This is a genomic window from Patiriisocius marinistellae, assembly GCF_009014635.1.
In the GTDB taxonomy this organism is placed as follows: domain Bacteria; phylum Bacteroidota; class Bacteroidia; order Flavobacteriales; family Flavobacteriaceae; genus Patiriisocius; species Patiriisocius marinistellae.
The window spans coordinates 287279-313841 of sequence record NZ_BKCF01000001.1; the positions used below are offsets into that span (position 1 = coordinate 287279).

Sequence of the window (26563 nt, forward strand, 5' to 3'; positions counted from 1 at the left end):
TAAAAAAGTGTATTGTGTTACAGTTAATTTTGATTATCTTTTAGTTCGGCTTTGAAAATGGAATCAGCTTTTTTCTTTTGCAGCTCTAATTCCTTTTTTTCATTGTCTGTTCGTTCAAAATCAATCGCGTCTTTTTCAAATTTACCATTGATTTGAGTAATTAAATTTGATGTTGCTATGTTCATTTCTGAAATGTGCTGCTGGACACTAATGGAGTCAACCTCTACTCTATTTACTTCTTGAAAAAGTAATGATGCTCGAGTCTTTACAACTAAAACCCTTGAGTAAATTTGCTGAGTATCTAATGTATCTGGTATCTTTTTTATTAAGGAATCCACTCGCGCAACCAGTCTTTCGCTACCTGCTTTAAGCTGGTTGATGTTATTTCCGTTAATTTCAAAAGCTTCAGTTCTAAAATCTTCAAAAACAGCCCAGTCTGAAACATAGTTGATAGCTTCGGGTGAAATTAAAGGAAATTGGTATGTTTTATTTCCGAAGAACGTATTCTCTAAATTTTGATTTTGAGAGTTCTCTTCATTTTGATTTTCTATATTTTCACAACTCGCCATACAAACAATGGCAAAAAAAATAAGGGCTGTAAATTTCAGAAAGCTCATAATACCTTTAAAGAAAAGCAAATATAGTTTTTCTGTTACAACTCTACATTTATTTTAGAAATATATGGGTGTTTTAATCGTTATATTTACCCCTAAAATTTTGGCAGTTGCCATTCAAACCCCATTGATACAAACAATATGTCTTTAAAAAAAAGAATTTTAATAATTGGTGCCTGCGGGCAAATAGGAACTGAATTGACTGCAAAGTTGCGTGATATCTACGGAAATAATAAAGTTATTGCTAGTGATATTTATGAAGGTTCTGATGAGTTGATGAAAAGTGGTCCATTCGAGATTATTGATGCTATGGATTATGATGCAATCCAAGATGTAATTATTAGTTATGAAATTACTGATGTTTATTTAATGGCAGCAATGTTGAGTGCTACTGGTGAAAAATTTCCGATGAAAGCTTGGAACTTAAATATGAATTCGCTTTTCAATGTTTTAAACCTTGCAAAGGAAGGGAAGATTGATAAAATATTTTGGCCGTCAAGTATTGCTGTCTTTGGTCCTACCACTCCCAAATCTGATACTCCACAACGCACCGTTATGGAACCTTCAACCGTTTATGGAATAAGTAAACAAACGGGAGAGCGCTGGTGTGAATATTATAGTAAACGTTACGGAGTAGATGTAAGAAGCATACGCTATCCTGGTTTAATAAGTTACAAAACATTACCTGGTGGCGGTACGACAGATTATGCTGTAGATATTTACCATAAAGCTTTAAAACACAAAAAGTACATATGTTTTCTTAATGCTGAAACTACGCTACCTATGATGTTTATGGACGATGCTATTAGAGCCACTGTAAATATTATGATGGCTGCAGAAGAGGATATTAAGATTACAAGTTCATATAATGTAGCTTCAATGAGTTTTAATCCAGAAGAAATTACAAACAGTATTAAAAAACATATTCCTGATTTTGAAATAAGTTATGAGCCAGATTTTAGACAAGCTATTGCAGATTCTTGGCCACAAACTATTGACGACAGTACTGCGCGCGAAGATTGGGGATGGGAACATCAAATTTCTCTTGATGAAATGACTGCAATTATGATAGAGAATTTGAAAGAAAGTTACTAAAGTATTTACTTTAGAAGAATATGATTAGTTTTTTTAAAATAAAAGATTTAAAAAAAAATTGAAATTTATTTTATCAAAATTAAAAAACATTTATATTTGCATCCGCTAAAGGCAATAGTCTTTAATTTTCTATATGAAATTCCTCTTTAGCTCAGTTGGTTAGAGCATCTGACTGTTAATCAGAGGGTCCTTGGTTCGAGCCCAAGAAGAGGAGCGAGTAAAGCCTGTATATCTTTGATATGCAGGCTTTTTTGATTTATTAAATATAATTTTACCCCGTTTTATATCCCATTTTTACTTTTTTTAATCAAATTGTCCTTTTTCGTGACTAATCAAATCTTACCAATTTTTAAGTTTTTTTTTAAATTATCACTAATATATAAAAACATTTATTGTCTCATTTAAAACATTTTACAGACATAAAATCCTACCTAATATATGCAACATCTTCACTATCAGTAATCAAGACATTACATAGCAGACCTCCGAATAGAAGATGTATATTAATTATACCTCTAAGATTATAAAAATTACTATAAAAAAACCCAATCTAGCTAAGCCAGATTGGGTTTTCAAAATTGTAAACAATTGCGCTATCCTTTAAATAACCACCTATAAATATCATTCCCGTTTGCGAATAATACCAAGCCTATTAAAAGGAAGAAACCTACCATTTGCGCATATTCCATAAACTTGTCGTTAGGCTTACGCCCACTTACCATTTCATAAAGTAAGAACATTACGTGTCCACCATCAAGTGCAGGAATAGGCAGAATATTCATAAAAGCAAGAATTATAGATATCAACGCCGTTGTTTCCCAAAAGCTCAACCAGTCCCATTGATCAGGGAATAAATTTCCTATCGCTCCAAAACCTCCTACCTGTGAAGCTCCTTTACTTGTAAAAACATATTTAAACTGGCGTACATAATCACCTAAAATACCCATTCCGTAACTAATACCTCCAGTAATACTCTCTCCAAAACTATACGACTCACGTATAGTTTTATTAAACGCATTTAACCCTACAACACCATCTTCATTAGGCGTGACTCTCAAAATTGTAGGAGCACCATCACGTATAACAACAAAATTATTTTGTTTTAACCCATTAGCCTTTACAGCCTCTTGAAAATCATTCCAGTACACAATTTTTTTCCCATTAACCATGGCTATTTGATCACCCACTTTAAAACCTGCAGCCTCAGCAGGATAATCTTCTCCCACCTGCTCAATAATAGGTTTATTACGTGCTCTAAAAGGTTTTAAAACATCATTTTGAAACATGGTAGTCCCAATGTCCTCTGGCATTGTAATACTTTCTTCTGTTCCGTCTGCATGTAAAACCTCAATTGTATTTACGTCCCTTAAAAAAAGATATTTATTAATTTGAGTTACGTTTTTAAATTCCTCACCATTTACAGTTAAAATTTTATCACCATCTTCAAATCCCATTGGTTTAAAAGACTCATCAACTGCAAAACCATCTGGCAATTGTTCATTAGTCGTAATATCTCTACCGTAGAATCCTAAAATTCCCATATAAATTACAAAACCTAAAATAATATTTACAGTTACACCACCAAGCATAATTATCAAACGCTGCCATGCTGGCTTACTTCTAAACTCCCATGGCTGCGGAGGTTTTTCCATTTGTTCCTTGTCCATGCTCTCATCAATCATTCCAGATATTTTCACATAACCCCCTAATGGCAACCATCCTATTCCGTAGACGGTATCGCCTATTTTTTTACTGAATAATGCAAATTTTACATCAAAAAATAAAAAGAACTTCTCTACGCGTGTTTTAAATAATTTGGCTGGAATAAAATGCCCTAATTCGTGCAAAACGATTAAAAAGGACAAACTCAATAATAATTGTATTGCTTTAACTGCAAATGGACTCATATATAAATTTTTTAACTATAATTTTTGTGGGGTTTCAAAAATCGAACCCAAAACGCAACGACTGCCACAATGAACAACTCGCCTCAATTTTAACGCACAAAAGTAATGCAATCACTGCGGTTAAAAAAATATCATTTCTTAGTTAAAGTCTCACTTCGGAAATTTTAAAAACTCCAAAACTTTATACTCAAAATATTAACGTCTGGTAGGATGAAAAAATAAGTTTTAGGTCGTAATTTTGCTGAAATTACAAAGACGGAAACATGCTTCAGTTTTTTTCAAAATACAAGTTTTTAGGAATCGTTTTATTGGTGCTTTCTGCAATTACAATAAGCATTATCTACACCATTTTAAAACCAGTTGAAGTTTTACCTATCTACCAACCTTCAAAAGTTAATGCTGAGATGGTTGATCCATCAATTCAACATCAAAAAAAATACCACACAGTGGGTGATTTTAGCTTAACAAACCAAAATGGAAAAACCATCACCCAAGCTGACTTTAATGATAAAATTTATGTTGCAGATTTCTTTTTTACTACCTGCCAGACCATTTGCCCAATTATGACAGATAATATGGAGCAATTGCAAAACCAATTAAAAAATAATGCTGAGGTAAAGCTTCTCTCTCATACTGTAATGCCAGAGTATGACACGCCAGAACGACTTAAAGAATATGCTATTAAAAAAGGTGTGGATGATAGTAAATGGAATTTAGTCACTGGTGACAAACTAGAAATCTATAACCTTGCCCGCAAACAATATCTTGCAGCGAAAGAAAATCCAGGCGACCCATTAGGACTCGTACATACTGAAAACTTTGTGCTAGTCGACAAACAAAAACGTATTCGTGGTTTTTATGACGGGACAGTTGAAGAGGACATGGATAAGGTTTTAAATGATATTGATATCCTTCAAAACGAAGGAAAAAAATCTTTGTTTTTTGGACTATTTCATTACTAAGCCACTTTCATTTACTTTTTTAAAGATGTTCAACAACATTGATGTAACGCTTCATTAATTGAGCCCATTATATTTCCGAAGTAGGAAAACTCTTTGTAATTCTCATTTAAGTGTATAAAATTTACCTTATTTTTGCTTATTTAAAATCAATCTAGATAGTAAATGGCAACCATAGCATCATTAAAAAAAGGGCAGCGCGGCATCATTAAGGAGTTTTCTGTAGATGTTGTGCCCTTAAAATTGTTAGAAATGGGATGCCTTCCAGGTAACGAGGTGGCGCTCGTTCAAACAGCGCCTTTTCAAGACCCTCTTTATTTGAATATCAACGGGAGTCATCTTGCTATTCGTAAAGAAACGGCTGCTCAGATTGAAATTGATATCGTGGATTAATGGCAAAACAAATTAACGTTGCACTTATAGGAAACCCAAATACTGGAAAGACATCTGTATTTAATAGATTAACGGGTCTTAATCAACAAGTGGGAAATTATCCCGGAATCACTGTTGAAAAAAAACAAGGAATTTGCAAACTTCCACGTGGTGTAAAAGCTCATATCCTTGATCTTCCTGGCACCTATAGTTTAAATGCTTCTTCACTAGATGAAAATGTTGTAATTGAATTATTATTAAATAAAAACGACAAGGATTTCCCAGATGTCGCAGTTGTAGTTACTGATGTTGAAAACCTAAAACGTAACCTTCTCCTATTTACTCAAATAAAGGATTTAGGAATACCAACAATCCTTGCCATAAATATGGCAGACAGGATGAAACGTAAAGCAATTTCGCTAGACGTAGAGCAGTTAGAACAAAGGCTTGAGACTAAAGTAGCGCTTATTAGTTCTAGAAAAAATGATGGCTTTGAAAACTTAAAAGAACTTATCATTGCCCATAAAACGCTATCTACAAAGCCAAGTTTAAATGCTTCGGTTATTGCTCCTGAGTATTTTGATAGGCTTAGAAAAGCTTTTCCAAATCAAGATTTGTATAAATTATGGCTCGTAATTACACAGGATGTAAATTTTGGGAAGTTAGACCGAAAAGAGATGAAAGGGGTTGCTTCATTTCAAACCGAAAGTACGAGTAATTTAAAACGTTTACAGCAAAAAGAAACTATTGCACGTTACCAGTTTATAAATGGTGTCCTTAAAGAAACACTCACTATTGACACCGCTAATGCTAAAGATTTAAGGAGTAGATTAGACCGTGTTTTAATGCACAAAATATGGGGGTATGTTATATTCTTTGCTATTTTACTCCTCATCTTCCAAGCTATTTTTGATTGGAGTAGTTACCCAATGGACTTTATTGATAGTTCCTTTGCCTCTTTTAGTGAGTGGACAAAAAATAATCTACCCGCGGGTGATTTTACAAATCTTATAAGCGAAGGAATCATCCCAGGACTTGGTGGTATCGTAATATTCATCCCGCAGATTGCATTTTTGTTTTTCTTTATTTCCATCCTTGAAGAAAGTGGCTATATGAGCCGAGTTGTTTTTTTAATGGACCGAGTTATGCGACGGTTTGGATTAAGCGGAAAAAGTGTTGTTCCCTTAATAGCAGGAACCGCCTGTGCCATTCCAGCAATTATGGCAACCCGAAATATTGAAAACTGGAAAGAACGGTTAATTACTATTCTTGTAACACCATTTACAACTTGTTCTGCAAGGCTACCCGTTTATCTTATTATAATTGCACTTGTAATACCTGAGCAAAAAGTACTTGGAATCATAAGCCTACAAGCATTAACACTTATGTTTATGTATTTATTAGGTTTTGGAGCTGCTATATTTTCAGCTTGGGCATTAGACAAAGTGTTGAAAATTAGGAGTAAGACATTCTTTGTTGTAGAGATGCCTAATTACAAACTTCCATTATTCAAGAATGTAGGGATTACGGTACTGGAGAAAACAAAATCATTTGTTTTTGGTGCTGGTAAAATTATTTTAGCAATTTCAATCATCCTTTGGGTGTTAGCTTCTTACGGTCCAGGCGACTTTAATAAGGCTTCGGAAATTGTACAACAACAAAATATTTCAACTAACATTTCAGAAGAAGAAATAGAGACTCAAATTGCGTCTTTTAAATTAGAGAATAGTTACATTGGACATGTAGGTAAATTTATAGAACCTGCCGTACGACCATTAGGTTATGACTGGAAAATAGGGATTGCTTTAGTAAGTTCTTTTGCTGCGAGAGAAGTTTTTGTGGGTACTCTTGCTACAATTTATAGCGTAGGTAGTGATGAGGAAGAAACAATTAAAAATCGCATGGCAGCCGAAGTAAACCCAATTTTAGGAACTCCATTATTTAATTTTGCTAGTGGTGTTTCGTTATTATTATTCTATGCATTTGCAATGCAATGTATGAGTACGCTTGCGATTGTTAAAAGAGAAACAAATAGTTGGAAATGGCCCATGTGGCAATTAGTGGTTATGACTGTGATTGCCTATGTTGTAGCACTTGGGGCATATCAATGGTTAAAATAAATTAAAAAATTATGCAAACAACACTTGTAATTATCACATTTATTATTGCAGCAGGTTATCTGTTCAATAAATTTATTCTTGCTTCATTTTTAGAGAAGAAAAAAACATCTGTAGGAACTCTAGACGGCGGAAATACAAAATGTGGGAAGAGTGACTGTGGTTGTCATTAATTTTAATTACGTCTAAAAATAATTACAGTTTTAAGCAAAAATGACGCTGATATCAATATAAAAAAACAGCGTATTTCTATATACTATTAAAAACACCTTATTCTTCTATTTTGATTTCCTCCATAACAAGTAACTCATATTTCAACTTTCCTTGAGTGGTGCTGGTAGGATATGGGGATAAACTTACAGCTTTAAAAACCGTGTTTTCAGTATTCGCAATTACCTTTTGTCTTCCTTTCTGGAAGAGTATAATTTCGGTAGTTTTTTTACCATTGTAGTCAATGACAACCTCAACTTTAGATTTTCCTGCCCAAACACAATCAACATCACTGGGGCATCTTGAGTCCTCTAAAACTTCAGAAAGCATTATTGAAACACCATCTTTTACTATTGTTTCGCCCAAGGGTACTTTAAAAACAATTGTGGGAACTTTTACCTTACTGTTTTGGGCAAAGCCGAAATGTACCGTAAAAACTAAAAATAATAAAGCTATTTTTTTCATATCTATTTCTCCCTAAGGAGGTAAATTATTAATTAAACTTCAACCTTAAGACTGAAAGAACAATGCCACATTTTACTAACCTCTAAACAAAAAGAAATCCTCTTTTAAGTGTTCAATTTTTTCATCCTTGTTTGTGATAATATATTCTAATGCGGTATTTGTAAAATCTGAACCTTTTTTAGTCAACGAAATAATTTGTTGATCAATTGTAATCATGTTGTTCTTTAGAGCTAAATCTACCACTGTTTTTGCTTTTACGTGTTGCCAATTTATATGCTCTCTCAAGTGATTGATATGACGTTCCTTTAACTCTTGATGGTTGTTTAAATGAAGTAAAAATGTTAATAATGATACTTCTATGCGCTGTTGTTTCTGTCTATAAAGTACAGATATTAACCCTTTTTTGGGTGCAAATAAATAAATTGTTAAAAATACAAATCCAAGCATTGTTGAAATTGAACCAGCAATCGAAGCGTCTAACCAGTGGGCCAACCAATATCCAGCAATCGCAGCAAATATTCCAAAGCAAACCGAAAGAGTTAGCATTTTTTTCAAGTTTGATGTCAATAAATATGCCGTCGCTGCTGGTGCAATCATTAATGCAACTACGAGAATCGCTCCCACTGCATCAAAAGCTCCTACGACCGTTACTGATGAAATTGACATCAATCCATAATGCATAATCGCTGGAGAAAAACCGAGTGCTGAGGACAAACCAACATCAAATGTACTAACCTTCAATTCTTTGAAAAACAAGAATAATAAGAGAAGTGTACTTAATAAAATGACCCCCATAATTATGAGCGATTTTGGCCCAATATCAACTCCCCCTAGGATTAGTCTATCAAATGGTGCAAAAGCTAATTCTCCTAATAAAACTGCGTCAACGTCTAGGTGGACATCGTTTGCATTTTTAGCGATTAAAATAACTCCAATGCTAAACAATGCTGGAAAAACTAACCCAATGGCAGTATCTTCTTTAACCAGCCCTGTTTTCTGTATTCGTTCCACGAGCACGACCGTAATAATCCCTGTAAATGCAGCAAGAATAATTAATAATGGGGAGTTTAAATCTTCGGTAATAAAGAACCCAAGAACAAGCCCAGGGAGTATGGAATGGCTAATAGCGTCACTAATTAAGGCCATTTTCCGAAGTACTAAAAACACTCCTGGAATGGCACATGCAACAGCAACTACTGCAGCAATTAATTGTATTTCAATTTGCGGGCTATTCATTAACTTCTAATTGTTTATTAAACAAATTTTCAGCCTCATTAAATCCTTTTTCTGTCATCGCCCACTCTTGCTTATTAAGTGTTATCCATTCTTTTTCCTCCATTTCACGAAGCGATTTTTTTGTAAATCCCTGAAAATTATTTAAAATTTTAATTGCGTGTGGGTGTGAAATATTCTCATGTGTTTGAGCAATTCCAAACATGAGTTGAAGTGTTTTTTTCAATTGTAAATCATTACGATTTCTTCTGAAACGTAACTCCCTAAAAAGCAATCCACGTCCGGGAGAAAATATAAAAGAAACCAAAACAAATACACTGGCAACCAAAACAATTACTGGGCCAGTAGAAAGATTGTTTTGACTAGCACTAATAGCAGTTCCAAAGACTCCCGAAAATGCACCAAATATAGCAGCTAAAAACACCATTACACTTAATTTATTGGTCCATTGTCTTGCTGCTGCTGCTGGAGCTAATAACATAGCACTCATCAATACAACCCCCACTGTTTGTAAACCAAGCACAATCGCTAATACTATAAAAAATGTAATGAGAATATCAATAAACCGTGTATTAAAGCCTAGTGTTTTTGTATAATCTGCATCAAATAATAGAAGTTTAAATTCTTTCCAAAATAGCACCATAATAAACAATGCAATTGAAGTGACGATTATCATTAAATTGACATCACTTTCAACAAGTGTTGCCGCTTGACCAAAAAGGTACTTATCTAACCCTGCCTGATTTGCATTGGGTTGTTTTTGAATAAACGTAAGTAATAACATTCCAAATCCAAAGAAAAGAGAAAGTACTAATCCTAATGCCGTGTCACTTTTTAAATGCGTTTTTGTCGTCATTCCCTTAATCCAGAATGTTCCTATTAAACCACTAACCAATGCGCCTAATAATAAAATATTTGTATCCTTCGCTCCTGTAATTAAAAATGCAATTGCAATCCCAGGTAATGCCGCATGCGAAATTGCATCTCCTAAGAGGCTTTGTTTACGCAACACAGCAAAACTACCAAGCATCCCACAAATAGCTCCCAAAACGGCTGTACCTAACGTAATTGTTCGTAATGTGTAATCGTTAGTTAGTAGTTGAAAATATTCGCTGATACTCATTTAGTCGATAGTTATTTATTTACTGCAACTTTATAATTTATACCGTAGGTTTTTGTTAAGTTATCATCGTTAAAGATTTCTTTTACAGGTCCTGTAGCAATTTTCTTTACGTTTAAAAATGTCACCCAATCAAAATACTCAGGAACAGTTTGTAAATCATGGTGAACTACAACTACCGTCTTTCCTGCTTTTCTAAGTTCCTTTAAAATGTTAATAATTGCAATTTCGGTAGTGGCATCTACACCTTGAAAAGGTTCATCCATAAAATAAATTGCTGCATTTTGAACTAAGGCTCTTGCTAGGAATACACGTTGCTGTTGCCCACCACTCAATTGACTTATTTGCCTATTTTTAAAGGAAAGCATACCTACTTTTTCTAAAGCCTCTAATGATGCTTTTTTCTCTTTTTGGCCAGGTCGCTTTATCCAGCCTAGGCTCCCGTAGGTACCCATCATTACAACATCAATGGCTGTCGTTGGAAAATCCCAATCTACACTTCCTTTTTGGGGAACATAAGCAACTAATTTACGTTGTTTATCATAAGGCTTCCCATAGATAGAAACACTCCCTGCAATAGGGTCAATAATTCCTAAAATTGATTTTATCAAAGTAGATTTTCCTGCCCCATTAGGGCCAACTATCGCCATTAATACGGCTTCGGGTACAACTAGATCTATATCCCACAACACGGGTTTATAATTGTAGGCTACCGTTAAATCATCAACTTGTATTGCTATCTTTTGTTTCATCTTAATTTAGTGCATTAACAATAGTGCTCACGTTGTAACGAAACATTCCAAGATATGTTCCCTCAATAGTACCAGCATCTCCTAGTGCATCGCTAAATAAAGATCCTCCTATTTTCACTTCGTGATTTTTTGATAATACTGCCGCTTGTAAAGCTTCAATAGTACGTCTTGGAACAGAGCTTTCAATGAAAATTGCTTTTACTTTATTATCAATGATAAACTGAGATAGCTTTTGAACATCTTGTACTCCAGCTTCTGTTGCTGTTGAAAGCCCCTGTAAACCTACAACATTAAACCCATAAGATTTACCAAAGTAATTAAATGCATCATGTGCTGTAACTAATATTCTTTTTTCTTTGGGAAGCGTAGCTATTGTATTTTTAACTTCAGACTGTAAAACATCTAATTTTAATAAAAATACTTTTTCATTTTCAATATATGTAACTGCATTTTTTGGGTCTTTTTTAGATAACACATCTGCTACTTTTTTGGCGTATGTTTTAAAAAATTCAATATTAAACCAAACATGTGGGTCGTAGTTTGAGGCAAAATACTCTGAGCCAATTAATTCTCCTTTTGGCAAATATTCACCAAGAGCAATGGTTTCTTTTTTTGATTCCATCTTTTCAAAAACCTCCACTAGTTTTCCTTCAAGATGAAGACCATTGTAGAAAATAACATCGGCATTAAAAAGTTTTGATACATCGCCCTCACTTGCTTTGTATAAATGTGGATCAACTCCTGCTCCCATTAAACCTTGAACATTGACCATATCACCCCCTATATTTTTAACAAGGTCTGTTATCATCGACGTTGTTGTGACAATGTTTAATATTTCGGCTTTGCCATCTTCTTTTCTTTCATTTTTGCAACCCAATATGGCTATCGTTATGGCTAATGCAACAAATTTTTTTATCATGTTTTTCTTTTTGAAATATTAATTATTTGAAAATCCTATAGCTTAGTCCAGCACTCACTAACAAATCTTGACCTTTTGTAATACTAGTTCCTATGGTTGCATCCAGCTGTAAGTTGGGTAATATTAAATATGTAACTCCTGTATCCCAAAAGTGATTTGCACTGCTGTTTTCTGGCAAATCTCCATAAAGCTCAAGATAAAAACCGTATGAATCTGTAATGCTATATCCATAAGCTACTGTATAAATATATGCTGCCCCCAATGTATCTGCTTCCCACTGTGCACCTAGATTATAGGCAATACTAGATTTTTTTGAAAGCGTGTGATCAAAGGCAAACCTAAAATCTATCGCTGTGTTTTCTGGTTTGTAATCGTTCGCTGCAGAGAAGGGTAAAAACAAATGCCCAATTAGACCTATTGTAGGCATTAAACCTTTTTCTTCAGTAATATTAACTTTAACTCCAGCAAGCAACGGGGAGAGGCCGCTTAACACATTTGGGGCTACATTACCGTTGACCGTAGTTCTTGCCTCTTCAAAATTCCAGCCCAATCTTAATTCTAGATTTTCTAAAAGACCATACCTAAGTAATGTTGTGTTGTACACAAACGTTTCTTCTTTTATGCTGTTTTCTTCAAATGATGTGTAAAAAGCTCCAGTTTCAATCTGCAAAGCTCCTTTAGGGACGGTGTTTGGAGCCTCAGTAGCATCTGGTCTATCTGTTATTAACTCTGCCTTTTCGTCTTGAGAGAAAGCGTGAAAAGACACCAAAAATAACATTATTAAAGAGAGTTTTATTTTCATTTATTATGCCCTCGTAAGGGTGATTATTAAATTAATTATTTGTGTTTAATATATAATTGAATGATGTAAGACAGTTATTAAGCTGTTTGTATATATAGATTTTCTGCAATCTTTTGTGATATAAAAAATTGATCTCGTCCTACTTGAATAATCATTGAGCCATCAAAAAATTCTTTGCCAAGAACACTAATTTTAGTGCCAATAGTAATTTTTTTCTTGTCCAAATATTGCAAATACTCCGTACTTGTTTCTTTCACTCCTACACAAACGCCACTTTGTTTTTTCTTTAATTCTGAAAGTAGTTTCTTTTCTGTGTTTTTAAAATTACCCTTGGCGTCTGGAATGGGGTCTCCATGTGGATCAAAAGCTGGATTGCCTAAAAACTTATCAAGCCTATTTATTAGCTCTTCACTATGAACATGTTCTAATTGCTCTGCAATTTCATGCACTTCGTCCCAATGAAATTTTAACTTATCTACCAAAAAGACTTCCCACAACCTGTGTTTTCTTATAACGTTTGCCGCTATTATCCTGCCTTCTTCGGTAAGTTGTACGCCTTTATATTTTCTATATGAAAGTATTTTTTTTTCAGCAAGCTTTTGCACCATATCAGTTACAGAAGATGGCTTTGTTTCCATACTTTCTGCAATAGCATTTGTACTTACCTCTTTACCAGCTTCCTGTTGTAAATGGTAAATTGATTTTATATAATTTTCTTCGGCTAATGAATACATACGGCAAAGGTAATTTTATTTTTCGATATGTACACATTTTATTTTTAGCTTAGACTAAAAATAAAAATTAAATAAAAAATTAAGAGCAATCTGCTCTTAATTTTTTATTTATATTACTAAGGACTAGAACCCTCGCTCTTTTTGCAATTGCTCATAAGCTTCTTGTACTTTTCTAAACTTTTCCTCAGCCCCTTTTTGATAGGCCTCATCCATATGTACTAATTTATCTGGATGATACTTTTTAACCATTTCTCGGTAGGCTTTTTTAACTTCAGCGTCAGTAGCATTACGGTCAACTTCAAGTATTTTATAAGCACTATCTGGGTTTTTAAAAAACATAGCTTTTATGCTTTCAAAATCTGCCATTTGTATACTCAAATAACCAGCAATACGCTGAATCATATTTACCTCAGCCGTGGAAACTGTTCCGTCTGCGTTTGCAACACTAAAAAGAAAATGGAGCATTTGCAACCTAGATTCATATCTCGTTCTTGCTCGCAACATCATACAAATACGTTGCGGATCCATTTCTCTACTTTTAATAACTTCATTAAAAGTTTTAAATGTAGCGTTTGCACGCTCTTTCCCATATGCTTGCACAAAGTATTGTCGCACATAATCAAGCTCACTTTGACTTACAGTGCCATCTGCCTTGATAACAAATGAAGATAGAGAAATTAGATTAAGTTCAAAATCTGCTGGAGTAACCCGTGAGCCTCTTGTTGCCTGTTGAAAAATATCACTAAAAGGACCTCGGCTTTGTCTTTGTCCTCCAGCTGTACCTTGATTGGGTCCCTTTTTAAAATTTAACCTATCAATAAAACTCCCAAGTACAAAACCTGCCACGGCTCCTGGAAATCTATAAATGGAATAGCCTATAATAGCTCCTAAAATACTAAACATAAATAAAATTTTGTGCATCAATTGCAAGACACAAAGATAAGTAATGAAGTGAGAGTATTTGTTACAAGCCTATTGTAAAGTTTGACTTCGGAAATATTAATCATTTTAAATTTGATATATCAATTTGCTTTATCGCTCCATCTATTTTTGGAATTTGAAAAGGACAATTAGAATGTTCATTTTTGTACCTTTGTATACTAATATTTAATACAAAAATTATGTATCCAGCAGAAATGGTAAAGCCAATGCGCGAAGATTTAACAGCGATTGGGTTTCAAGAATTATATACAGAACAAGACGTTACCGAAGCAATGAGCAAAGAAGGAACTACCCTCGTTGTTGTAAATAGTGTATGTGGATGTGCAGCAGCAAATGCACGCCCAGGAGCTAGAATGTCATTGCAAAATGCAAAAACGCCAGACCATTTAGTAACTGTATTTGCAGGTGTTGATCGTGAAGCGGTTGATGCAGCACGTGCACAAATGGTACCTTTTCCTCCAAGTTCACCATCAATGGCTTTATTTAAAAATGGAGAGTTAGTGCACATGTTAGAGCGTCACCACATTGAAGGAAGACCAGCAGATATGATTGCTGAAAACCTTAAAGGTGCTTTTAATGAGCACTGTTAAGTGTCTAGTTTAATATAGCAATTTATTAAAAGTTAATGCACTGTTGAAATTTAAACTTTCGATTTTCCATGTAGGTTTCGATTGTGTTCAACCAGACATTATTAAAGGTTAAAATTGAACGAGATTTTTCGTTTTCTTTTAACCTTTCGCATTTTACTGTACTTTTAACCACATTCCATAGGGTTTTCTCGCAGCGCGGAAATTTAATGGAAGTCACATTTCCGAAGTATTTATGAAAAATTTATTACAGCTTTTGAGCTATCCATTTTCGGTTTTATTTTATCTTTCATTTGGGTTATGTATTGTAATATTCCATCCTATTCAATGGGTTTGTCTTAATGTATTTGGGTATAAAGCCCACAAAGACTCGGTTGATATTTTAAATTGGTTTCTTCTACGTTGTTTAAATGTTTTGGGCACTCGTTTTAGTTTTACTGTCGAAGGAGAAATCCCTAAAAACGTTCCTATTATAATTGCTTCAAACCATCAAAGCATGTGGGATATCCCTCCTATTATTTGGTATTTGCGTAAAATTCACCCAGCTTTTATATCTAAAAAAGAGTTAGGAAAAGGAATTCCTTCCATTAGTTTTAATTTAAAGTATGGCGCATCAGTATTAATTGACCGAAAAAAACCTGTAGAAGCTACTGAAAAAATAATAGAAATAGGTAAATACGCGCAAGCCACAAATAGAAGTGTGGTAATTTTCCCAGAAGGAACTCGAAGCAGAGACTGGAATCCTAAGCCTTTTAAGTCTCGAGGATTGCTTACGTTATTTGAACAAATGCCAGATGGTTATGTGTTGCCTGTAAGTGTCAACAATTCATGGAAATTACAACGTTATGGGATGTTTCCTATGCCATTAGGGGTTCATTTAAAGCATTATGTGCATCCGGTTGTTAAAATTTCGGCGTATGCTAACAAAGAAGATTTAATTTCTGAAATTGAACAAATTGTTACTACTCACGTAACTGAAAAATAAAATGGACCAGACAAAAGAACAATCTGTTATAAATCAAACTATTCGTTTTGTAAAAGAAACCTTAAGAGATGCCGAAGGTGGACATGACTGGTTTCATATTGAACGAGTTTACAAAAATGCGCTCCTCATTGCAAAGGGTGAAAATGTAGATTTATTTGTAGTTTCATTAGGAGCATTGTTACATGATATTGCAGATTCAAAATTTTATGATGGCGATGATACTGTGGGGCCTAAAATGGCAAGAACATTTTTAATGGCGCAGCAAATTTCAGAAGATGTTATTACGCATGTTGTTAAGATTATTGAAAATATATCTTATAAGGGGGGCAATGCCGTGAAAACATTTAGCTCTATGGAATTAAATGTAGTGCAGGATGCAGATAGACTTGATGCAATAGGGGCAATAGGTATTGCGAGAACGTTTAATTACGGTGGCTTTAAAAACCGTAAAATTTATGACCCTGAAATTGCTCCGCAACAAAACATGACTCCTAAAGCGTATAAAAAATCTACAGCACCAACTATCAATCATTTTTACGAAAAATTATTGTTACTAAAAGATAAAATGAATACTGAAACGGGCAAAAAAATTGCACAAGAAAGACATACTTTTATGGAGCTATTCCTTGAACAATTTTACGGAGAATGGAATGGTGAGCGCTAAAATTAATACACAAAACTATCTAATGTTACTTTATCTAACTGCGCGTCCAATCTCACTAATTTAACCAGCTTTTCCTCTTTAGGCGTTCCAAAATCTTTATAAATAGTATACTTTAAATATGGGGGAATATGTGTTTCACCTTCTTGACCTGTATATCTAATATTGACCAGCCATTTTCCAGCATCTGCATCATCTACAATAAATTCCTTAGACACATTAGCGCCTTGATTTTCTTGTGACGATTGCCATGTGTAAAATTTTTTCTTTGGGTCTACAAATTGAAATTCAAAAGGAGCTTTAGGGTCACTCCAGCTTAATGTTAAACGCACATCAATATTAAAATTGATGGTTAACCAATCATTAGGAAGTCTACTAAAGTCAATTTTATGCTTATGAATACTAATTAAACGCTTAAGTTCATTACTTATAGGTACTTCTAAACTAGAAAAGTCCACTCCCTTTATTTGATCCCCCAACATATTTATATATAATTCTAGTGACTTTTCAAATTCACCAGTTTCTTGATAAATAGCCGCGACATCTCTATATGACTGTGGCAATGAGGGGTCTAGTTCTAAAATTCGTTCGTATATTTTTTGAGCGTTTAGGTATTCACCCGCATATTCATTAAGGTATGCTAGTATGCGTAATGCTTTAATATTATCTCCTATTATCTGAGCAAAATCTGATCTTACAACAGAGGCAACTCCTGCGTCGATATTGTTAAAATAGAGGGCCATGTCAACATAGAAATCAACTTTGTCAATATTATTGCTTCTAAGTTTTTTGTAAGTTTCAAATTTTATTTTTATGCTTTTTTGGAGTGTTAGTGAGTCTACAAAATTATTTGTTATTGCATCAAAGTTTAAAATGGGGACTTCCTCTTTATAATCATTGTTCTTGATTGTATAATCCTTTTTTGCAGTATTAAAATTACTACTAGAGTTGTTTTTTGTTGTAATAAGTAAAACACCTCCAAAGGCTTTACTACCATATATATTAGTCGCAGCAAGGTTTGCTAGTGCAGTAACACTAGTTATAGTTTGAGGGTCAATAATACGTAAAATCTCTTGTGTTGTTGGCACATTATCAACTACTACAAGCATGGGTGATTGCTTTATAGCTCCTGCACTTCTTTGATGAAAAACTGTTCTTGTGTCTAAATCTACAACCACATTAGGCAACTTTTGAGCCACCGTAAAAAAATCTGTATCAGTGGGAGCAATAAATCTTGATAAACCACTTTCTACTTGATATCCTATAACGTTTCTATCTTTTTTTCCATAAGCTGTTTCAATTTGTTGATTTTGACTTTTCTCTTTTATTTGACCTTCTAAAGCAACCGTATCTAGCATTTCGGCTTTATTGGTAAGAGAAATTGAATAATTTTCTGCCTCTGTTACAATAATCGTTTTAGGGTACATCCCTAAATGTTTAACAAATAAAATATCGCCTTTGATTGCTGGTAATGAAAAAGTTCCATCTCCTTTAGAAACGTATTCCTTAAGCGAGCCTTGTTTGAAAATACGCACATTTTGAAGCGGTATCCCTTTTGAGACTATAGTTCCAGTTTTTATATTCTCTTGAAAATAGGTTCCTGCTTTAGTATTTAAATTTTCTACTTCTTCTGTGTAATTATTATTTTTTAGTGGATCTATTCCATAACTTCTTAACTTTTGATCTATAATATCTGGGTGAAATTTAGTAGTAATTACAATTCTGGCTGGACATTTTAAAACACTTCCATAGGGCGCGTAAATTGTAATTATAGCCATAGCAGATACATTTATCGCCTCTGCTGGCACCTCAATTCCATCCACTAAAAACTTAGCACACATACCTTTTACTGATGTATACGTGCGACCATCAACTCCTACGCCAGATTTTACTCCGTGCCATCCATTAATAATCTCAGAAATTTGACCCACTCCTTTTTTCCAATCTTTTTTATATAAGGTGCGGATAGGAACCATTCTACCATTTTCTACTTTATCTGTCTGAGATTTTTCATCATAAGCATACTCTGGAGCTTTGCTCATAGTGCCTTTTAGTTCTACTTCATCTAGTATTTCTGCTTTAGTTGCTAGAGTAATGTCATAGAAACTATCATCTGTTATTACAATTTTTTTAGGATAATGTCCCAGACTATAAATTGTTAACTCATCCCCAGAAACTGCTGGAATACTAAAAAAACCATTTTGATCTGTATAATATTCCTCTATACTACCTTCCTTCACCACCATTGCATAGTTAACTTCTTTGTTGCTAGAAGCAACAACACCTGTAATAATCTCTATTGTTTTATCTTCGGAAATTATTGTTTGATTATTACTCTGTGCAGCATTATGATAAATACCGTTAGTGAATATTGTAATCTCTTTAAAAAAGGGCAATGCAGCTTCTTTTGCATTCAAATTAAGAACACTGAACGGTATCTCTTGGTTTATTTGTGGTTTTCCAACGATTGGTTTTTGTTGTGCAATTAATAAAACCTCATCTATTTCTTGATATTTAATATTTCCGAAGTCAGAAAAACCCTTATACTCAATTGCGTCTATTATCGATGGAATTGCTAAGGATGCATTTTTTGAACTATTGTAGGTCTCTTTAAAAATAATAGTTTCATTGAAAATGGTTAGTGAAATTTCAGAAAAGCTATTGTTTGAAATATAGTCCATCAAAAAAGCTTTTTCGCTCTCAACATCTCTATTTTTGGGCCTTTTTGAAGCATCCCAAAAGACAGCAACCTTTTTTGATACTTCTTTAATTATTTGCTCCTCTTTTTTTGATTGAAGGTAAATAATACCACGGTTATTTATCATTTGACGTATTGCCGAAACATCATTACGTAACATTTTATAACCAAACGCGCTTACCTTTAACGTGCTTGAGTTGTCGATAACTTCATGATATTTACGATAGGTAAAATTTCCTTTTTCATTAGTGATCACACCTACACCTTGATTGGTTACTCCCACCCGTGCATTTTTAATAGGCTCATTTGTCCCTTGATCAATTACTGTTCCTCTAAAAACAGTTTGTGCATTTATTAATGTAACAGTAATCAAACATAGAGCGAATACTATTTTTTGCCTGCATAGATATTCCATAACTGTTATTTTTTAAGGTGGGTTATCAATTTTTTGAGTGTGATTTTTTCTGAAATTTCACCCAAATTGACAACTTGAATTTTTGTTTGTTGTGACGCTAGTCCAAAATCTTCATAAGTAGTCATTTTTAAATATACTGGATTTTTAATATCTTCTCTTTCAAATGAATGTGTGTTTATGAGCCAATCACCAGATACCTCATCATCTATAATAAATTCTTTACTGTGTAAGCCATTTTCAATCTCTGATGTAATGAGCTCCGTATCTTCAAACTCCGTATGGGAGAAGGTGAAGTATTTATTTTCTGGGTTTACAAATTGTATTTTAAATTCGGCGAGTGGGTCGTTCCATTCAAAGACAATCCTGTAGTCTTTTTTAAAGGTTAGTTCAAGCATCTCTGGTGGAAGTTCTTTATAGTCAATTTGAGATTTATGATTAGCTACGAGATAACGTAGCTCGTTTATTACTGTGGGAGCAGTATTAGTAAAATCTACATTAGGTATAGTATTAAAGTACATTTGTGTGTACAATGAGCCCGCCTCTTTATAGTTTTTTGTATTGGTATAGGCTCTAGCAACATCTAGGTAAGATTGTACTTTTGAAGGAAAAGAATCTACAATATATTGATAAACCTCTAAAGCCTTTTCGTGATTGCCTATTTCTTCTAGTTTGTATGCTGCTGTTTTTAGGGCTTTTAAATTTTTAGGAGCCAGCTCTAAAATGGTTGAATATATTGTAGAGGCATATTTTTTATCCCACTTTTTAAAGTAGTCACCAGTATTTACATAAAATGAAATTGTTTTTGAATCCTGAGTATTTAATAATAGCGCGTACTTACTTTTTGCATCAGTAAAAGAACCTGCATCTTTTAAAGTAGTTATGTAAGTTGGCTTCGCTATGTTTTGATTTACTTGCTCTAGCATGGGCAGTTGCTCTTTATAAACATTACCTTTTACAGTAATATCTGGAGTTTTATTAGCAAAATTATCACTAGCGGTATCTTCTATATTAAATGAGTTTTTTAGTTTAACTACAATTAACCCAAAAGCTCCTAAAGACCCATATCTTGTCGTAGCAGCTATTGATTTTAAGAGTGTAACGCTTTCAATTTTTTCTGCACTTATTCTTGGTGCAAGTTGACCGCGTTGTTGATCGTATGCCAGGCCGTCAATAATTAAAGCGGGCAATCCACCATTAATTCCACCATTCATAGTTCTAGTAAAACCATAAATAGGCTCTTGTGGCGGAACATTTTTAAGATTAATTACACTAACACCTGGCATCTTCATTAATATCTTCATCAAATCAATATCGGTACCTAGAATTTCTTCGCTGGTAATTCTATTTGCTAATGAATACCCGACACTCCCTCTCATTCTTTTTCCAAAAGGTGTGTCTACTAACTCCTCAGCCCTATCTTTTGCATTTGTCTTTGCCTTTAGCTCTACCTCAGCGAGTTTCTCTGCGTTTAAGGCTAATGAGATGTTTAGTTTTTTTAGTGCAGAAACGACCGTGTCTTTGGTTTTCATTCCAATAGCATCAATAGTTAATTTATCCCCAGCTTCTGCATTAATTGAGTATGCCCCTTTTTTGTCTGTTTCAACAATTTCAAAACTGTCGTTTAAAACTATATAGGCTCCTTGTACTGGACCTTCTTCATTGTATACTATGCCATATACATTGGCTCTTGTGTCATTTGTTGAATTCTGATAATCCTCAATATTTTCTGTATTCTCTAGTAAAAATTCTAAAGCAGTTTTTACGTCATATTTTGTGAGGTCTAAATAAGTTCCATTATTATAGTTCGCTACGCTCTGCAATATTTCATGGGCTGCTATTTTTTTACTATTTACAGTAAATATTTCTAAAAACCCTTTAGACTCTATATTAGAAAGCTGAGAAATACCATCACTAAATAATAAACCTAACGAAGCATTAAAATTGTTTTGTTTTAATACAGCTGAAAATGATGATGCACCAAAATAGGTACTCTCTTCTAGATAATTTAAGACTTCGTTACTGTTTCCGTTTCTTATTTTAAATTCTTTGGTTTCGTAAATACTGGTGTTGAATTTTGAAACTTTTATATCGATGTTGTTACATTTCCGAAGGTATTTTCTTAATAATTTTGACTCTTCATCAAAATCCCTATTGCGCATAGAAAAGGAGGTGTCCCAAAAAATTTCCGCTTTTTTAGGTAATTCTCTTATAGTAGTTATTTGTTGTGGATTTTGCTGTGTGTAAGAAGCTATCAAACTGAATGCTAATTTTGTTTCTTTTTGACGTAGCCAGCGATCTTGACTTATTTTTTTTGTGTAAGAAGTTCCATTATACGAACTTGAAGAAACCGCAAAATAGATAACATCGCCATATACCTCCACAAGTTCTAGACTTACAATAATATCATTGTCTGCTTTAATTTTATACTTTTTAAGCGGTATTGTCTCTATCCCTTTTTTGTTTGAAACAGTATGAAAGATATTTTGAGATAATAAATTTTTTCCAGGAAACCCTCTATGATAATCATAGACGTTTACACGAATTAATAAACTGTCTGAGAGATTTTCAACTATATTAAATGTAAGATCATGGAGCAAGGTGTTATCATGTTTAATGTCAATTTTTGTTGCTAGCTCACCGCCCAAGCCTTCAATTTCATGCCAATACCCTATTCCTTTTGCCGAATAAGCTTTGCTACCCAATCTTTCTAATGATCTCTTTTGACTTGTGATGGTTACCTCGTTAAGATTATATTGTTCTGGTATTAATGTTATTTTAACCGAAAAGTTTATTAGTTTCTCTATTTCCTCAAATGTAATTTCCTTTGATTCATAACCTATGGCAGATATTTGTAGTGGTACTTGTTTTACAATGCTATTATCAAAAGCTAAACTAAACTGCCCTTGTTCATTAGTTGTTGTACCTATAGCTTTATCAAAAAAACCTACATTAACATAAGGAATGGATTGTTGTGTTTCTGCATCAATTATAGACGCTTTTATAAATGTGTTTGATTGACCGTATAGTTGTATCGTTATAAAAAAGGTAATTAGTACTAGTATAAATTTTTTCATGCTAAAAGAGTTTTATATAATGAAGTCAATTACTAATTGGTGCTATTAAATATAATGAATTAGACCGTGTATTTGTATATAGAATGTCCCATAATTTATAAATAAAGAGAGCCTAATTTGTTTTTAACAATCTTATATACAATAGTTTAAAACAAAAAAAGGCGCTAACAAAATATGTGTTAACGCCCTATAAACAATTTGTTTGACTTTACTCAATAACTGGTGTCACTGTAAATCCTTCTTTTTTAAGTAATGAAATTACACCCTGCTCTCCACCTAAATGTCCTGCGCCTACACCATAAAATGTGCTTGCCTTTTTAGAATTTTCAACAATTAATGGAATCCAGTTTTGATTTCTATTATCTAGCATTCTATGTAATTGTTCTGGGTCATCACCATAAAATTCATCCATATAATCGTAAAGACCTTCAATATTTTCAGCCTTATAAAGTTCAATCATTTTATTAAACATATCTTTCATAGCATCTTCTTCCTTAAGCAATTTTACAACCTCATCCATTTGTTCATCATACGGTTGTATATCAAAAACTGCAATTTGAGAAGCTACCGTTTCTAATCCGTTAATTTCCTTTTGTTGCTCTTTAGCTAGACTTATTAATGTTGCTTCATAGCTTGCAACATCTTTGCCCATATAACCCATCATAACCATTGTTGAAACCATCAAAGGCTTAAAAGTGGCTAGATTATCAAGACCTACACCCATGTTACTTAGTAAGTAGGTATCAATCAATGAATATTCGCTTTCATCCATAAAGTTTTTAAGGTTTCCACCATCTGGCAAGATTGATAATTGCATCATTTCTTGTTGTAATGAAGGGTCATCCATATCTAATTCTAGAAAAATGTTTTCACTTTCAGTAAATGCATTTTTGACTTTGTCCTTTAAAGCAAAATCTTCTTTAGGTAACATATGGAATGTTCCAAAAACATAACTTGTTTTAATCCCATTTCCTTCTACTTTCCATAATAGACTATGCTCGTTTTCTTGAGCTGTTGTTGTTGAAATAGCAAATATAAATGCCACTAATGCTAATATATTTTTTAAATTTTTCATGATATAAAGGTTTAATTGTTCTTAAATAATTTAATTAATAAATGAATGTAATTGTAACGTCAATAATAAATTTTACGAGTGTTATCATAAGTGTTAGTTTAAAAGATTAGTTTAATTGATAAGTAGATAATCACACCGCAAACGATGCCTACTCCAAATTTTATTAATTGAATTCTAGTTGATGTGTTATTAGTTGTTTTCATTTTTCCTGTTTTTTGTGTTATAAATTTGATTTGCTATAATAAAGTATAGTCCAGTTACAAGGAAAGTAAACCATACTTTCGCTTCTAGGGTAGCTCCAGATTCCATTAGATAATCAAGCCCTATTTCGCTACCTAAAAATGTGACAGCTATTGCAACTACTCCTATGTAGGTTGATTGTGGTATGTTTTTATCCATCGTTTTTTTAATATAAAATAGACCCATTTTTAAATTTCACAGTTTCTGTTTTTGTTTCTGAAATGAAGTGTAATGTCAACACATCAATCTCATTATAACTCTCTACTTCGTTTTTGAGAATGTTGTTAAGTCTTGAAGCTTCATCAACAACCGAAACTTCTTTATTATAATTCATTAAGTTATATTGAGCTGTTTGCCCATTGATACCATCTTTTTTACTTACGTGAATGCCATAAGATGAAAATTCAAAGTCAACATCACAATTACAATTTTTGGTTAAGATCTTTTCAATAGCACCTGTATTTCCTGTGTGTGCTTTTATACCATGATACATTCCATATCCAAATGGAATTCCTATAAAAAAAGCTAGTGCAATTCCTGCAATTGTTAATACTTTTTTAGTAGTTGATGTTTTTTTTGAGTTTGTATTTGTGTCCTTCATAATATGGTTTTTTAATATCCCGTTTATTTCGGGAGTTGTGATTATTTGATGGAACAAACATCTGGCATAAAAAACCTTTAAAAAACAGAAGCCTCCCCATTTTAGCAAAATTGGGGAGGCCACAAAAACTCTTTAAGCGTTGCAAATAAAGAGATGTATCGTTAATAATGAAATTTTAAAATAACAAAAAACTACCAACCCTAAATTCGTAAATTTAGGGTGCAAGGTGTGAAAAAGAGCCTTTTTTAGGCTACGTTTTTAATATTCTTAATGTAGAAAGAAGGATTTAATCCTGTATCTTTTTTGAAGTATTTTGTGAACGAGTCGGCACTTTTATAACCTATCTCTTCGGCAATAGATTGAATAGAATACGCTCTAAAAAAAACATCATTCTTTAAACGAACGATTGCATAATTAATTCGTAAATCATTTATGTAGGTATTGAAGTTTTTGCCAAAATGTGCATTAATAACCTTTGATAAATAGGATGTATTTGTGCCTATTTTTTTAGCCATGTTGTGAGAATTACATTCCTGACTCAAAAAATATTCTTTTTCCTCCAGTTTTGCTAATCCGTCAAGAATAAGTTGTTGTGTTTCCACTGGAATATCTAACGTATTTTTTTCTTCTAGCACTTCATCTTTTGTGTCAATAATATCCTTTGGCGCTTCGGCCGCATTTATTTTAGCTAATAAAGCTTCAAATTTTACCTCGTTTGCTTTTTTAGTTTTATAAAATTTCAGCAGTAAAAATAATAGTGCTAAAATAACAATAGAACCTCCAAGTAATAAATAATTAAGGTTGCTCTTACTATCTTCTTTTTCTATTCTTAGTTGTTCTATTTCGGCTTCAAATGCAGCAAGTTCTTGTTTTCTAAATTCTGTATCAATTGTGTCTTGCACTTTTGCAAATTCACTCATTGTATTTCCATACTTTTCAAAGTAAAAACTTGCTTTATCTAAGTTGTTTGTTTCTTTATAAGCTATAGCGAGAGATTTGTATAAATCATCCATATACGCCTCTTCTTTATCCGAAATTTCATAAGCTTCTAAAGCTTGCTCAAACGATGTAATAGCCTTCTCGTATTTTTTTTGCTTGTAATACAACGCACCGTAAGCCTTACCTAACAACAAACTATCAAAACGTGTGTGAGGTTTACAATAGTTTTTTGAATAATCTAGACTTTTTGCTGCAGCATCAAAATTATTTAATAATATTTCTGTCTCTCCAAGCATCATATACAATGGTTTTACCATGCAAGAGTCTTTTTGTTTCTCTAAGTAATTTTTTAAAATGTCATTAATATAAAAGTTTGCAGAATCTGCTACTTTGTTTTTTAAAAAAGCATCAGACAAACCTAACTTTGCCATTAAAAACCTTTGTCTAACCACACTATCATTCTCTGTATTGACTTCAATTTCATTTAATTGCTTGAGCTCGTTTTGATAATAAGCAATAACATCACTTTTATCTGAACCTATAGATTTTATATTATTAATAAAAAATTGCGCCTGTTTTTTAACATCTTCATTCCCTTTCTCATAAGCTATTGCTTTTGTTTTTTCAAAATAAACAAGTGCCTCCTTAACAGCTCCTTCTCTCATTACAACAATCCCTGCGAGCATATATGTATCCATATAGTATTGCTCTAGCATATTTCTTTCTGAAAATGCAATCAATTTTCTTGCAGCAACTGCTGCTTTGGGAAAATCTTCTGCAATGTTATAAATAATAACTTTAGATTGTAAAGCTCCCCATTGGTGTTTTAAATTAGCCTCTTTATTTGCTCTGTTTGAGTAGTAGCGGGTAACATTAAGCGCTACAGTTGTGTCCTTTACATTGGTTTGAATTATACCTATAATTTCTTTGAAAGATTTTTTGGCGAGCGTATCATTTTGCGCAGTCACTTGAAACAAACAGAAAAAAAAGAATAATTTAAGTAGGTATTTCATGAGTTAGCACTATAAGTATTGAAGAAATAAAACG

24 protein-coding genes and 1 tRNA gene are annotated in these 26563 nt (G+C 33.2%); 9 read left to right on the plus strand and 16 right to left on the minus strand.

The window, feature by feature from the left end:
• Window positions 1-23 precede the first annotated feature (23 nt).
• The gene (locus GB234_RS01240; RefSeq protein WP_151892691.1) at window positions 24-617 is read right to left on the minus strand and encodes a hypothetical protein; all 594 of its coding nucleotides are present in this window, start codon (window positions 615-617) and stop codon (window positions 24-26) included.
• Window positions 618-755: 138 nt separating this feature from the next.
• On the opposite strand from GB234_RS01240, the gene GB234_RS01245 reads away from it, so the two are divergent.
• Both GB234_RS01245 and GB234_RS01250 read left to right on the plus strand, forming a co-directional pair.
• The gene (locus GB234_RS01245) at window positions 756-1709 is read left to right on the plus strand and encodes an NAD-dependent epimerase/dehydratase family protein (RefSeq protein ID WP_151892692.1); all 954 of its coding nucleotides are present in this window, start codon (window positions 756-758) and stop codon (window positions 1707-1709) included.
• A gap of 140 nt (window positions 1710-1849) precedes the next feature.
• Window positions 1850-1923 (plus strand) — tRNA-Asn (locus GB234_RS01250).
• A 379-nt stretch (window positions 1924-2302) separates the two neighbouring features.
• On the opposite strand, the gene rseP is transcribed toward GB234_RS01250, so the two are convergent.
• Window positions 2303-3616, minus strand: coding sequence for an RIP metalloprotease RseP (rseP, locus tag GB234_RS01255; protein ID WP_151892693.1), 1314 nt, complete (start codon window positions 3614-3616; stop codon window positions 2303-2305).
• A gap of 263 nt (window positions 3617-3879) precedes the next feature.
• On the opposite strand from rseP, the gene GB234_RS01260 reads away from it, so the two are divergent.
• The 4 genes from GB234_RS01260 (at window position 3880) to GB234_RS15030 (ending at window position 7237) form a co-directional block, all read left to right on the plus strand.
• Window positions 3880-4578: an SCO family protein gene (locus GB234_RS01260; RefSeq protein ID WP_151892694.1), complete on the plus strand. Its 699-nt coding sequence runs from the start codon at window positions 3880-3882 to the stop codon at window positions 4576-4578.
• 162 nt (window positions 4579-4740) lie between these two features.
• Window positions 4741-4968, plus strand: coding sequence for a FeoA family protein (locus tag GB234_RS01265; protein ID WP_151892695.1), 228 nt, complete (start codon window positions 4741-4743; stop codon window positions 4966-4968).
• Window positions 4968-7067, plus strand: coding sequence for a ferrous iron transport protein B (gene feoB, locus GB234_RS01270; protein ID WP_151892696.1), 2100 nt, complete (start codon window positions 4968-4970; stop codon window positions 7065-7067). Before GB234_RS01265 ends, feoB begins: the two co-directional genes overlap by 1 nt.
• 11 nt (window positions 7068-7078) lie before the next feature.
• Window positions 7079-7237, plus strand: coding sequence for a hypothetical protein (locus GB234_RS15030; protein ID WP_172966825.1), 159 nt, complete (start codon window positions 7079-7081; stop codon window positions 7235-7237).
• A 97-nt stretch (window positions 7238-7334) separates the two neighbouring features.
• On the opposite strand, the gene GB234_RS01275 is transcribed toward GB234_RS15030, so the two are convergent.
• The 8 genes from GB234_RS01275 to GB234_RS01310 all read right to left on the minus strand — a co-directional run bounded on the left by GB234_RS01275 (window position 7335) and on the right by GB234_RS01310 (window position 14202).
• A complete protein-coding gene (locus tag GB234_RS01275) occupies window positions 7335-7739 on the minus strand; it encodes a hypothetical protein (protein ID WP_151892697.1) in 405 nt (134 codons plus the stop codon).
• Window positions 7740-7814: 75 nt separating this feature from the next.
• Window positions 7815-8975: a metal ABC transporter permease gene (locus tag GB234_RS01280; RefSeq protein WP_151892698.1), complete on the minus strand. Its 1161-nt coding sequence runs from the start codon at window positions 8973-8975 to the stop codon at window positions 7815-7817.
• Window positions 8968-10095 (minus strand): metal ABC transporter permease, encoded by a 1128-nt coding sequence (locus GB234_RS01285; protein WP_151892699.1) that lies wholly within the window; start codon window positions 10093-10095, stop codon window positions 8968-8970. Before GB234_RS01285 ends, GB234_RS01280 begins: the two co-directional genes overlap by 8 nt.
• 11 nt (window positions 10096-10106) lie before the next feature.
• Window positions 10107-10844: a metal ABC transporter ATP-binding protein gene (locus GB234_RS01290; protein ID WP_151892700.1), complete on the minus strand. Its 738-nt coding sequence runs from the start codon at window positions 10842-10844 to the stop codon at window positions 10107-10109.
• Between the two features lies 1 nt (window position 10845).
• Window positions 10846-11763 (minus strand): metal ABC transporter solute-binding protein, Zn/Mn family, encoded by a 918-nt coding sequence (locus GB234_RS01295; protein ID WP_151892701.1) that lies wholly within the window; start codon window positions 11761-11763, stop codon window positions 10846-10848.
• Window positions 11764-11785: 22 nt separating this feature from the next.
• Window positions 11786-12565 carry a transporter gene (locus GB234_RS01300; protein WP_151892702.1) on the minus strand — a complete coding sequence of 260 codons (780 nt, stop codon included), beginning with the start codon at window positions 12563-12565 and terminating at the stop codon, window positions 11786-11788.
• Window positions 12566-12642: 77 nt separating this feature from the next.
• Window positions 12643-13299, minus strand: a complete 657-nt coding sequence (locus GB234_RS01305; RefSeq protein WP_151892703.1) for a metal-dependent transcriptional regulator — start codon at window positions 13297-13299, stop codon at window positions 12643-12645.
• A 123-nt stretch (window positions 13300-13422) separates the two neighbouring features.
• Window positions 13423-14202, minus strand: a complete 780-nt coding sequence (locus GB234_RS01310) for a TerB family tellurite resistance protein (RefSeq protein WP_151892704.1) — start codon at window positions 14200-14202, stop codon at window positions 13423-13425.
• 218 nt (window positions 14203-14420) lie between these two features.
• Between GB234_RS01310 and GB234_RS01315 the strand changes: the two genes are divergently transcribed.
• From GB234_RS01315 to GB234_RS01325, 3 genes are all read left to right on the plus strand, one after another.
• Window positions 14421-14831 carry a BrxA/BrxB family bacilliredoxin gene (locus GB234_RS01315; RefSeq protein WP_151892705.1) on the plus strand — a complete coding sequence of 137 codons (411 nt, stop codon included), beginning with the start codon at window positions 14421-14423 and terminating at the stop codon, window positions 14829-14831.
• Window positions 14832-15063: 232 nt separating this feature from the next.
• Window positions 15064-15813, plus strand: coding sequence for a lysophospholipid acyltransferase family protein (locus GB234_RS01320; protein ID WP_151892706.1), 750 nt, complete (start codon window positions 15064-15066; stop codon window positions 15811-15813).
• 1 nt (window position 15814) lies between these two features.
• A complete protein-coding gene (locus GB234_RS01325) occupies window positions 15815-16477 on the plus strand; it encodes an HD domain-containing protein (RefSeq protein ID WP_151892707.1) in 663 nt (220 codons plus the stop codon).
• A gap of 2 nt (window positions 16478-16479) precedes the next feature.
• Here the strand turns inward: GB234_RS01325 and GB234_RS01330 are convergent, their stop codons facing one another.
• The 6 genes from GB234_RS01330 to GB234_RS01355 all read right to left on the minus strand — a co-directional run bounded on the left by GB234_RS01330 (window position 16480) and on the right by GB234_RS01355 (window position 26529).
• Window positions 16480-19587: a carboxypeptidase-like regulatory domain-containing protein gene (locus GB234_RS01330; RefSeq protein ID WP_151892708.1), complete on the minus strand. Its 3108-nt coding sequence runs from the start codon at window positions 19585-19587 to the stop codon at window positions 16480-16482.
• Window positions 19588-19592: 5 nt separating this feature from the next.
• Window positions 19593-22661: a carboxypeptidase-like regulatory domain-containing protein gene (locus GB234_RS01335; protein WP_151892709.1), complete on the minus strand. Its 3069-nt coding sequence runs from the start codon at window positions 22659-22661 to the stop codon at window positions 19593-19595.
• A gap of 208 nt (window positions 22662-22869) precedes the next feature.
• Entirely contained in the window at window positions 22870-23736 is an 867-nt protein-coding gene (locus tag GB234_RS01340) for a TraB/GumN family protein (protein ID WP_151892710.1), read from the minus strand.
• Between the two features lie 189 nt (window positions 23737-23925).
• Window positions 23926-24135 (minus strand): hypothetical protein, encoded by a 210-nt coding sequence (locus GB234_RS01345; RefSeq protein WP_151892711.1) that lies wholly within the window; start codon window positions 24133-24135, stop codon window positions 23926-23928.
• A gap of 7 nt (window positions 24136-24142) precedes the next feature.
• Window positions 24143-24577 (minus strand): hypothetical protein, encoded by a 435-nt coding sequence (locus tag GB234_RS01350; RefSeq protein ID WP_151892712.1) that lies wholly within the window; start codon window positions 24575-24577, stop codon window positions 24143-24145.
• A 245-nt stretch (window positions 24578-24822) separates the two neighbouring features.
• Window positions 24823-26529, minus strand: coding sequence for an AraC family transcriptional regulator (locus GB234_RS01355; protein WP_151892713.1), 1707 nt, complete (start codon window positions 26527-26529; stop codon window positions 24823-24825).
• Window positions 26530-26563: the final 34 nt, after the last annotated feature.

Excerpts from the sequence above, each read along its gene's own strand:
- GB234_RS01340 (WP_151892710.1), bottom strand. The coding sequence starts at position 23,736 with ATGAAAAATTTAAAAAATATATTAGCATTAGTGGCATTTATATTTGCT.
- GB234_RS01305 (WP_151892703.1), bottom strand. The coding sequence starts at position 13,299 with ATGTATTCATTAGCCGAAGAAAATTATATAAAATCAATTTACCATTTA.
- GB234_RS01315 (WP_151892705.1), top strand. The coding sequence starts at position 14,421 with ATGTATCCAGCAGAAATGGTAAAGCCAATGCGCGAAGATTTAACAGCG.
- GB234_RS01260 (WP_151892694.1), top strand. The coding sequence starts at position 3,880 with ATGCTTCAGTTTTTTTCAAAATACAAGTTTTTAGGAATCGTTTTATTG.
- rseP (WP_151892693.1), bottom strand. The coding sequence starts at position 3,616 with ATGAGTCCATTTGCAGTTAAAGCAATACAATTATTATTGAGTTTGTCC.
- GB234_RS01245 (WP_151892692.1), top strand. The coding sequence starts at position 756 with ATGTCTTTAAAAAAAAGAATTTTAATAATTGGTGCCTGCGGGCAAATA.
- GB234_RS01295 (WP_151892701.1), bottom strand. The coding sequence starts at position 11,763 with ATGATAAAAAAATTTGTTGCATTAGCCATAACGATAGCCATATTGGGT.
- GB234_RS01310 (WP_151892704.1), bottom strand. The coding sequence starts at position 14,202 with ATGTTTAGTATTTTAGGAGCTATTATAGGCTATTCCATTTATAGATTT.
- GB234_RS01290 (WP_151892700.1), bottom strand. The coding sequence starts at position 10,844 with ATGAAACAAAAGATAGCAATACAAGTTGATGATTTAACGGTAGCCTAC.
- GB234_RS01345 (WP_151892711.1), bottom strand. The coding sequence starts at position 24,135 with ATGGATAAAAACATACCACAATCAACCTACATAGGAGTAGTTGCAATA.
- GB234_RS01240 (WP_151892691.1), bottom strand. The coding sequence starts at position 617 with ATGAGCTTTCTGAAATTTACAGCCCTTATTTTTTTTGCCATTGTTTGT.
- GB234_RS01280 (WP_151892698.1), bottom strand. The coding sequence starts at position 8,975 with ATGAATAGCCCGCAAATTGAAATACAATTAATTGCTGCAGTAGTTGCT.
- GB234_RS01320 (WP_151892706.1), top strand. The coding sequence starts at position 15,064 with ATGAAAAATTTATTACAGCTTTTGAGCTATCCATTTTCGGTTTTATTT.
- GB234_RS01275 (WP_151892697.1), bottom strand. The coding sequence starts at position 7,739 with ATGAAAAAAATAGCTTTATTATTTTTAGTTTTTACGGTACATTTCGGC.
- feoB (WP_151892696.1), top strand. The coding sequence starts at position 4,968 with ATGGCAAAACAAATTAACGTTGCACTTATAGGAAACCCAAATACTGGA.
- GB234_RS01335 (WP_151892709.1), bottom strand. The coding sequence starts at position 22,661 with ATGAAAAAATTTATACTAGTACTAATTACCTTTTTTATAACGATACAA.
- GB234_RS01300 (WP_151892702.1), bottom strand. The coding sequence starts at position 12,565 with ATGAAAATAAAACTCTCTTTAATAATGTTATTTTTGGTGTCTTTTCAC.
- GB234_RS01265 (WP_151892695.1), top strand. The coding sequence starts at position 4,741 with ATGGCAACCATAGCATCATTAAAAAAAGGGCAGCGCGGCATCATTAAG.
- GB234_RS01330 (WP_151892708.1), bottom strand. The coding sequence starts at position 19,587 with ATGGAATATCTATGCAGGCAAAAAATAGTATTCGCTCTATGTTTGATT.
- GB234_RS01325 (WP_151892707.1), top strand. The coding sequence starts at position 15,815 with ATGGACCAGACAAAAGAACAATCTGTTATAAATCAAACTATTCGTTTT.
- GB234_RS01355 (WP_151892713.1), bottom strand. The coding sequence starts at position 26,529 with ATGAAATACCTACTTAAATTATTCTTTTTTTTCTGTTTGTTTCAAGTG.
- GB234_RS01350 (WP_151892712.1), bottom strand. The coding sequence starts at position 24,577 with ATGAAGGACACAAATACAAACTCAAAAAAAACATCAACTACTAAAAAA.
- GB234_RS01285 (WP_151892699.1), bottom strand. The coding sequence starts at position 10,095 with ATGAGTATCAGCGAATATTTTCAACTACTAACTAACGATTACACATTA.
- GB234_RS15030 (WP_172966825.1), top strand. The coding sequence starts at position 7,079 with ATGCAAACAACACTTGTAATTATCACATTTATTATTGCAGCAGGTTAT.